Origin of the sequence: Gluconacetobacter entanii (assembly GCF_003206495.1) — a bacterium.
GTDB classification, from domain to species: domain Bacteria; phylum Pseudomonadota; class Alphaproteobacteria; order Acetobacterales; family Acetobacteraceae; genus Novacetimonas; species Novacetimonas entanii.
In genome coordinates this window covers 1-8,172 of sequence record NZ_NKUF01000075.1, presented here as the reverse complement: position 1 = coordinate 8,172, position 8,172 = coordinate 1, and the positions used below count along the sequence as shown (strand labels likewise).

Here is an 8,172-nt window from a genome sequence, read left to right as displayed (position 1 = left end):
GCTCTTCGAAAGAGGCCCCTTTTTTTGGGCTCCCGCCGCTTTGTGGTGAGCCCTGATGTTTGTGCCATCCAGAAAAGTCATTCCGAATGCCACTCCCTGTTGTTCCTGAACCAGTGCGAGCAGCCGCTCCCATACGCCGAGCTTCGCCCAGCGGATGAAAAGCTGCGCAGCCCGCCACCACGGACCCAGTTCAGCGGGGATACTCCGCCATTTCGCGCCATTCTCATGACGCCAGAAAATCGCTGCTATCGTCCGCCGCAGATCATGTGGCGGCGTCTTGCCCCTCGGGCGAACCTCCTCAATCAGAGGTTCCCAGATCGCCCATGTCTCGTCCGTAAAGGTGCCTGTTCTGTCTCCTTCTTCCATCCCTACAATATGGGAAGAAATTCAAGATCTAACAGGCCCTAAGTCGGCCCAAAAACGCGGAAGCGTTTGGCGCACTCTGGTCATACTTGCGACAGGAGTTGGACCTGTGAGCAAAGCCAATTCGACGCGCGGCATCTCGCTGCGAGCCTTGCAGGGCCTTGATGCTGACGAAATACAGCCATCTGATGCGCGTCCTAGCGAGCTACATGAACTCACCACCGTATCTTCTGAAACCCTGGAGACAATTGCATCAGTATTTTCCGGAACGGACCTTGCGAAGGACGAGGGCCGCATCCGGATCATTCTTGATACCCAGCGCGCCGTAACATCTGCGTGGGAAAAGGCTGCGCGTTCCTTTCTGGAAATCGGCCGAGCATTAAATACGCTAGAAAATGCACTTTTTTCGAGAGAAGAAAAAAACCGTCTTAAAGCCAGTTTCGAACGCTTTTTCCCTTTCTCCGAACCGGTGGCCTCCCAGTTGCGTCGGATCGCAAGCATGGTGGATAGTGGCCGAATTAGCGAGACGTTACTACCGTGTTCATATAGTGCAGCGTATCAGCTGACTTTGCTGGGACCAGAGGAACTTGAAGCGGCGCGCGAGAAGGGCCTCGTCGGACCCAGCGCGTCTCGTTCTGCAATCATAGCATTCCGAAAGTCAATCAAGCGGCCTGCATCTCATGTTGATTTTGCCGCGCTCGTAACAGAGGCGCGGCGCCTTAGATCCACTAGGCGCCAAATGCTGGAACAGCTTGTTGCCATCCGAAAGCGCTTACGTGAAATCGACGAACTTATCGGTGACGAGTAAAAGTTCCGAGAGAGCATTAGGAGGCCAACCCCTGCATCTATTACGGGATCGGCAACGCGACCTTCTACACAAGACGATCGAAATACGGTGGGCTGGAGGTCTCGAAGCTTGAGGAGCAGCAAGTAGGAAACTCGTGAGACGCCCGGCATTACGGCATAATGCTCTGACCAAGGCGGTGTCCAAACGGGATTACTCGCAACGGCGGGGGCGGGCCTGTAGTCGCATCACCGTCGACCCGAGGACGTGGCGCTATGCGTCGTACCGTCCATGCGATACCGAGGTGCGCGGCCTACCGCGCCACCTTGCGGGCGAACGATGCCAGCTTCCCTATCAGGGTCGGCACATCTTTCTGGAATGCGAAGGAGTAATCCTGATCCACAAAAAGCTGTTCCGGTTGTATCGCAAGGAAGGGTTGTCGGTCCATTAGTGTGGTGTCCTGAAACAGGAAATGGGCACCTACTCGCCGACGCCGGTGCCCGACGGTCCTAATTAGCGCTGGACAACGGATGTCGCTTCCGCGTGCTGACCGTTGAGGACGACTACACGCGAGAGTGCCTAGTACTAGTCACCTGAATCTGAAGTTCGGCTCATTGTCTTATGACAAAAGCGCTTCACCGAGGCGAGGATCTGGTCGGCTGATTTGACCCACCGATACGACCGTGGGTTTTTGTTATGTGCATCGATAAAAGTTGTGATGTCGGCTTCGAGTGCAGTTGTTGACCGATGCACGCCGCGTTGGAATTGCTTGCGCGTCAGTTCGGCGAACCAGCGCTCTACCTGATTGATCCAGGAAGCCGAGGTGGGCGTGAAGTGAACATGCCAATGCGGGCGGCGGGCGAGCCACGTCTTGATCGTGGTCGTTTTATGTGTGGCGTAGTTATCCATCACGAGATGAACATCCCGGTCATCAGGGATCTCGGCGGCGATACGTTTCAGGAAATCGAGAAATTCCATGGTACGATGACGTTTGTAGCATTTGCCGATTACCGCACCTGTTGCGATGTCGAGGGCTGCAAACAGCGACGTCGTACCGTTCCGGAGATAGGTATGGGTACGTGGTTCCGGCACGCCCGGTACCATGGGCAGGACGGGCTGTTCGCGGTCCAGCGCCTGGATCTAGGATTTCTCGTCGACGCACAGCACGATCGCGCGGTTCGGTGGCGACATGTAAAGACCGACAATATCCCGAACCTTGTCGACAAATAGCGGGTCCGTCGACAGTTTGAAGGTTTCAGTCCGATGCGGCTATCTTCGACTGTTTGTCCGCAATTAGTCTACTGATTTGCCTCTATGCGACGCAGATGTTTTCATCGTCTACTTTGAGTGAGGACTTTAGCGGGACCTAGGAAACGCGACTACCGTGCGTTTTGGCTCAACAGGTGGAGGTGAGGGAACTAATGTCAAACCCACAGCACTCAGTTTGACTACCGCCTCTGGATATACTGCTAGCGCCAAGTTGAGTTGAGCGCAGAAGGTATCACGGAAATGGTCTAGGCGTTTTACGCCAGCGCCAAACTGGGCGTGAAGACCCTTCCAAGTGATTGGCGTGTCCTTCTGGAGGACATGCAGCCGATATGCAAGCCAGCAATATATGTCTAAAGCCATCGAGTGTTTACTGATCGCTCGAATTGCGGATTCCTGGATAGGAACAGGATGTCGACGAAGCTGATCGTAGAATGTTTCACTTAGCTTCGTCCGCGCTAAAAGCTGTCCCCCGCTAGAGTCCTCGCCATCTTCCGTAAACAGTGCTTTATCGACTATAAGTTGTTGGACTAATGCTGACTTTCCTGCTTGTTGGACCTCGAAAGTGAGACGACAGCGCGTGATGCGGAGTGCCTGCTCTCTTACGTCGGCTATCGTTTTGCCGCCAGGAGAGATGTTCATCTTCTTAAGCCAGTCGCGAAGCGACTTTCCGAGCTCAATTTCGCGACTCTGGGTTCTTAGAGCCTCGGTTTGCAGATATAGCAGTATAAGTCTGGCTCGACTTCCGTATGGGACACCAATCCATTGAAGTTCCCCATTCGGAAGCGTTCGTCGACCTGGTTCTACGAGAAGGTTAACTCTGTCGGTGCGAACTTGCCAAGGTGCAGAGTCGGGTTGTTTTTTATGTGGGAGCGGTGCTTGGGCCCAGCCGCTATACATGAAACCTAGTCCGGCATCTTCGTCCGTCAGATATGCGGCGGCCGCATCAACGACGCGGCGGTCCATGTCTAGCTGGAGTACATGCTGTCGACCATGCTCCTGAAGCAAGTCATGCACTTCCGCCATCATGGCTCCCCTAGGCATATGTATGTTGGCTCGATTCTGCGTCCATGATGCACGGATTTGTTCAGAATGTCTCTGAGGACTGTAGCGGGATCTAATACTAGTTAAAACTAATTGTATTCTAATATTAGTTTGTCCCGTTAGTGTCCTCGGGATAACTTATGCGAATCGTGCTTGCTCCGTAAGCACGTGTCGCTAGAGTCCTCAGTTTTTCCGCTACAGTCCTCAGTACCCTGTTGGTCACCTCGCAAAAGGGAGGTGTAGCGAATCGGTATCTCTGAGGGCATCAAGTTTCCCGTCAGAGTCCTCGATTTGCAGATAGCGCTAATTTGGCGCCCCGTCAAAGTCCTCAAAACTGAGAAATTTTCAGGTTAGGAGGCTTCTAACAGCCCGATTTTCCTTGATGTTCGGCGGATAAACCTGTTTTTGGCGCACAAAACCCCGCTAGAGTCCTCACTTCGAGGGCCGTTTTGCGATCTGTTTCGGCTCCAGATTTCTGGCATATCTCAGAAATTAACCTTGCGCGTCGCATGTTCCCGCCAGAGTCCTCAGTTTTTGCCTCTGAAAGAAACTCCATGAGGACTCTGGCGGGAATGTAGGCTGGAACAGGTGTTCAGAACTTTCACTTGGTCGGGTAGCGCGCTGAGATGCTGGCTCCGTCGATGTACGTTTTACGGTCTCTCGGGATAATGTCGTGGCGTGGGCTACGCCCGCCAAAGTCCTCATCTGGATGTTGTGGTTACACTGGGGGCTGACGTCTGTGATCACGCGTGACATAGCCCTGTCTATTTCCGCAGGCTCTGCGAATCGACCCTCTCGGATATCCCAACTGATCTACCCAGTGACGCCGTTGTGAGTCGCGGCAGGGAGATAATCAACAGGTCTTCATCAGGGGAAATACTGGTTTCCTGATATTCTGCTTTTTTGCTGTGTGTCCACTGGACGAATGCAGGTGAAAGCATGATCGCAATCAGGAAATTCCCCGATTTATTGCCGGGCTTTAGCTGGCGGGATATCGAGGTGAATGGCGTGCGGATCCGCACGGCTACCGGCGGAAACGGACCGCCGCTGCTTATGCTGCATGGTCATCCGCAGATGCATCTGACCTGGCACAAGGTTGCGCCCGCACTGGCGAAACGATTTAGCATCGTGGCCCCAGATCTGCGGGGTTATGGTGATAGCGCCAAGCCTGAAGGTGGGACGGATCACGCCAACTATTCCAAGCGGGCCATGGCGGCTGATCTGGTTGGCGTCATGCACCAGCTTGGATTTGAACGGTTCATGGTTGTCGGGCATGACCGGGGCGGACGGGTGGCGCACCGCATGGCGCTGGATGCACCGCAAGCGGTGGAAAAACTGGTGCTGATCGATATCGTACCGACAGCAACGATGTATGCCCGGACCAATATGGAATTCGCCCGACGCTATTTCTGGTGGTTTTTTCTGATCCAGCCCGCCCCCCTGCCTGAAAGGCTGATCAGTGGAGATCCGGACTTTTTTCTCGAAAGCCACATTGCAGGACAGATCAAGATACCAGGATCGGTCGATCCGCGTGTCATGGCCGAATATCGTCGATGCTACGCCGACCCGGCAATGCGTCATGCAGCATGCGAAGACTACCGCGCTGCAGCAGGTATCGACCTCGTCCATGATGCGACTGATGCAGACAGGCGGATTGAGGTCCCATTACTGGCTCTGTGGGGCGCACGCGGCACCGTGGGCGCGCTATATGATGTTGTCGAGACATGGCGCGAAAAAGCAGTGGACGTGCGGGGATACGCGATCGACTGTGGTCATAGTCCGCAGGAAGAAGTACCGGCAGAGTTGTTATATCGGCTTGATGCGTTTCTCTGACCTTCGCGAAACAGTTGGAGTAAAAGCTCGATTTTACCTCATTACAGTCAGTTATGCTTTGAAAAGCAGACCCGTTCGATTCAGATGACGCGATCGCTCGAGATACCGATTGGTTGTGTGCGGATTCAGAGGTTACGGAGCGACTTTTAACCCGGATCGGCGGGAAGCAGCCGCATGTTCCAGATAGAGCCGCAGCATCGTAACGGCTTCCTTGTTCTGTGCCTGGCGAGGGACCGAATGATCCTGTGGCAGGGCAAAGATCGTCTTGACCAGATGCAGCAGCATCACAGCCCGTTCGTCATGTGGACCCGGAGAACCACCCAGCCGTGCCAACAACTGGCTCATGCGCCCGATCAGCGCCTTGCGGAGCGTTCCTGTCCCATCTGGCAGGGTAATCCCGCTGTCGAGCAGGGAAAGGACGACTGAGCGTTCCGTCCGCAGACGCTGGATGATGTCCAGCAGTCCTTCTGCTGCATCACGTGGCGACAGCGGCGGATCGCGGTCGACCAACTCATCCAGGGCATGCAGGAGTCGCGCGCCGTAGCGTTCGAGCACTGCGGCGGCCAGCACGTCCTTGGTCGGGAAAAAACGGTAGAGCGAACCGATTGCCGTGCTGGCGCGGGCAGCGATCTCGGTCATTGTCGCCGCCTCGTAAGATTTCTCGCCAAAGACCGTTGTCGCGGCTGCGAGGATCGCTTCAACGCGGTCGCGTCCGCGCTGCCGCTTGGGCGCGAGTGGTGATGAACGGGGCGGGCTTGACATAATGCGAGGGTACCCTCAACTTTCTTTTATGCGAGACAGTCCTCGCATAACCGATTTTCCAATGCCGGTCGATGTTTGACCCGACCATGTATCCAGATCCCGGAAGGCGCCGATCCGTGAACAGATTTGACCCGCGAACCACCGCCCTTGTCCTCATTGACCTGCAGAATGGCATACTTGCCCTGCCAACCGCCCCGCGGCCATCGTCGCAGGTGCTGGAGAGCAGTAAATCGCTTGCTGCCCGCTTCCGGCATGCCGGTGCTACGGTCGTACTGGTTCGGGTCGCGTTTGCACCCGACTTTGCCGACGCGCCACCCGGTCTGGCCGACCAGCCCTTAAGCCCGCCGGAAGGCGGCCTGCCAACGGACTGGGCGCACCTGGCCGATGGGCTGGCAGCACCCGGCGATATCGTCATCACCAAACATCAGTGGGGGGCATTTACCGGCACGGAACTTGACCTGCAATTCCGCAGGCGGGGCATCCGGACGGTCGTGCTGGGCGGTATTGCTACGAATTTCGGGGTTGAATCCACCGCACGGCACGGCTGGGAACTTGGCTACCATATTGTCATCGCCGAGGATCTCTGCACTAGCCTGTCAGCAGACCTTCATGATGTTTCCGCCCGCTCGATCCTCCCGCGGATTGCACGCGTGCTGCCTTCCGATACAATCGTGTTTGGCGGTTAAGCGGTGAGGGTAGGGCCATCAGCGTGGCTGCTGACCGGGCGATGGGGCTTACTGGCGCTGCTTTCGCTGGTTTTCGGTATGCTTCTGGCCGTCTTACGCCTGCCGGCCGCGCCGCTGCTGGGACCACTGGGGGCGGCGGTCGTACTGGCCACACGGGGCGACGCTGTCCGTATTCCCCGCTGGGCCTTTCTTGGCGCACAGGGCGTGGTCGGGGTCATGATCGCCAGCTATCTTTCAGCCTCGATCTTTCACGAAATGGCAGCCAGCTGGCCGGTCTTTGTTGCCGGTACGTTTTCTACCCTGTCTGCGGCAGCCCTTCTCGGCTGGCTGCTGACACGTTCGCGCCTGCTACCCGGCAATACCGCGATCTGGGGTTCGTCACCCGGTGCGGCCACGGTCATGACCCTGATGGCGGAATCATACGGGGCAGATATGCGGCTCGTCGCCTTCATGCAATATCTGCGCGTGGCGTGCTGCGCCGTCATTGCGGCTGTTATTGCGCGCGTGGCCGGAACGCCGTCCGCCCCGCTGGTCGTGGCACAGATCCTCTCATGGCAGGGTGCTTTACTTGCGCTTGTGATCGCGCTGGCAGGCAGCGCCTTGGGCACCCGTCTGCGCGTGCCGGCCGGGGGACTGCTTGTGCCCATGGGGATCGGGATGGCTGCAAGGCTTGGCGCCCATCTGCCGATCGAACAGCCGCATCTTCTGCTGGTCGCGGCCTATGCCCTGGTCGGGTGGGGCATCGGCATGCGGTTTACGCCAGATGTGCTGGCTTATGCCGGACGTGTCTTTCCACGTGTGCTGGGTTCCATCCTCGCGCTGATTGCGGTGTGTGGCGGCTTTGCATTGGTACTTGCACGGCTGGCGCATGTGGATCTGCTGACGGCTTATCTTGCAACCAGCCCTGGCGGGGCTGATTCCGTCTCCATTATCGCCTCGACCACGAAAGTGGACATGCCTTTCGTCATTGCCATGCAGGTCGCCCGGTTTTTCTGCGTTCTGGTCACCGGGCCAGCTCTGGCGCGTTTTCTGTCCCGCAGATCGTCGGGAAAAGGGCAGCGCGATGTGTCGCAAGAAATACACGGGAAATAGGCGAAAAGGAGGAGGGGCTTGCTGAAGACCAATGCGACAGATCCCGCCCTTACAAACCCGCTCGCACTGAGGCGTGACGACAATTTTGGTTGATGGCGGGAGCAGCGATTTGGCCATCAGGGTATAGTCATTTACCCCGCTTGTCTGGTGCGCGGCATCTTCTTTCGCCGTATCTCCGTTTGACGGTCATATCCATTCCGATGATGTCATAGCTTCCTGAAGTCGCGTGGACTGATGCCGGTTAGAGGTGGTCCCCATTTTTCGGACAGGGCGATAAGCTATCATCTGGCCTGAACGAGGACGGGTTTTATGGGCAAGGTTACGCGGAAGAGGTATGCGGCA

8 protein-coding genes and 1 pseudogene are annotated in these 8,172 nt (G+C 56.6%); 4 read left to right on the top strand and 5 right to left on the bottom strand.

The window, feature by feature from the left end; translation table 11 throughout:
- Positions 1 to 366: transposase (locus CFR72_RS15785; RefSeq protein ID WP_146220758.1), on the bottom strand; the 366-nt coding region annotated here is incomplete at its 3' end.
- Between the two features lie 106 nt (positions 367 to 472).
- Here CFR72_RS15785 and CFR72_RS15775 point away from each other — a divergent pair.
- The gene (locus CFR72_RS15775) at positions 473 to 1,171 is read left to right on the top strand and encodes a hypothetical protein (RefSeq protein ID WP_110914725.1); all 699 of its coding nucleotides are present in this window, start codon (positions 473 to 475) and stop codon (positions 1,169 to 1,171) included.
- A gap of 289 nt (positions 1,172 to 1,460) precedes the next feature.
- On the opposite strand, the gene CFR72_RS18480 is transcribed toward CFR72_RS15775, so the two are convergent.
- The 3 genes and pseudogenes from CFR72_RS18480 to CFR72_RS15765 all read right to left on the bottom strand — a co-directional run bounded on the left by CFR72_RS18480 (position 1,461) and on the right by CFR72_RS15765 (position 3,442).
- On the bottom strand, positions 1,461 to 1,595 hold the full coding sequence (locus tag CFR72_RS18480) for a hypothetical protein (protein ID WP_010512539.1): 135 nt from the start codon (positions 1,593 to 1,595) through the stop codon (positions 1,461 to 1,463).
- Between the two features lie 137 nt (positions 1,596 to 1,732).
- Positions 1,733 to 2,416: pseudogene (locus tag CFR72_RS15770) on the bottom strand (IS630 family transposase); the annotation flags it as partial.
- Positions 2,417 to 2,503: 87 nt separating this feature from the next.
- Positions 2,504 to 3,442: a replication protein RepA gene (locus tag CFR72_RS15765; RefSeq protein WP_041247943.1), complete on the bottom strand. Its 939-nt coding sequence runs from the start codon at positions 3,440 to 3,442 to the stop codon at positions 2,504 to 2,506.
- A 954-nt stretch (positions 3,443 to 4,396) separates the two neighbouring features.
- Here CFR72_RS15765 and CFR72_RS15760 point away from each other — a divergent pair.
- Positions 4,397 to 5,290 carry an alpha/beta fold hydrolase gene (locus tag CFR72_RS15760; RefSeq protein WP_014106916.1) on the top strand — a complete coding sequence of 298 codons (894 nt, stop codon included), beginning with the start codon at positions 4,397 to 4,399 and terminating at the stop codon, positions 5,288 to 5,290.
- 132 nt (positions 5,291 to 5,422) lie between these two features.
- Here CFR72_RS15760 and CFR72_RS15755 read toward each other — a convergent pair whose 3' ends face one another.
- Positions 5,423 to 6,052, bottom strand: a complete 630-nt coding sequence (locus tag CFR72_RS15755) for a TetR/AcrR family transcriptional regulator (RefSeq protein WP_014106915.1) — start codon at positions 6,050 to 6,052, stop codon at positions 5,423 to 5,425.
- A gap of 116 nt (positions 6,053 to 6,168) precedes the next feature.
- Between CFR72_RS15755 and CFR72_RS15750 the strand changes: the two genes are divergently transcribed.
- The gene (locus CFR72_RS15750; protein ID WP_041247923.1) at positions 6,169 to 6,738 is read left to right on the top strand and encodes a hydrolase; all 570 of its coding nucleotides are present in this window, start codon (positions 6,169 to 6,171) and stop codon (positions 6,736 to 6,738) included.
- 3 nt (positions 6,739 to 6,741) lie between these two features.
- Positions 6,742 to 7,830: an AbrB family transcriptional regulator gene (locus tag CFR72_RS15745; RefSeq protein ID WP_014106913.1), complete on the top strand. Its 1,089-nt coding sequence runs from the start codon at positions 6,742 to 6,744 to the stop codon at positions 7,828 to 7,830.
- Positions 7,831 to 8,172: the final 342 nt, after the last annotated feature.

What these genes read in the sequence shown, in the direction of transcription:
- CFR72_RS18480 (WP_010512539.1), bottom strand. Translation starts at nt 1,595, where the DNA reads ATGGACCGACAACCCTTCCTTGCGATACAACCGGAACAGCTTTTTGTG.
- CFR72_RS15765 (WP_041247943.1), bottom strand. Translation starts at nt 3,442, where the DNA reads ATGATGGCGGAAGTGCATGACTTGCTTCAGGAGCATGGTCGACAGCAT.
- CFR72_RS15760 (WP_014106916.1), top strand. Translation starts at nt 4,397, where the DNA reads ATGATCGCAATCAGGAAATTCCCCGATTTATTGCCGGGCTTTAGCTGG.
- CFR72_RS15755 (WP_014106915.1), bottom strand. Translation starts at nt 6,052, where the DNA reads ATGTCAAGCCCGCCCCGTTCATCACCACTCGCGCCCAAGCGGCAGCGC.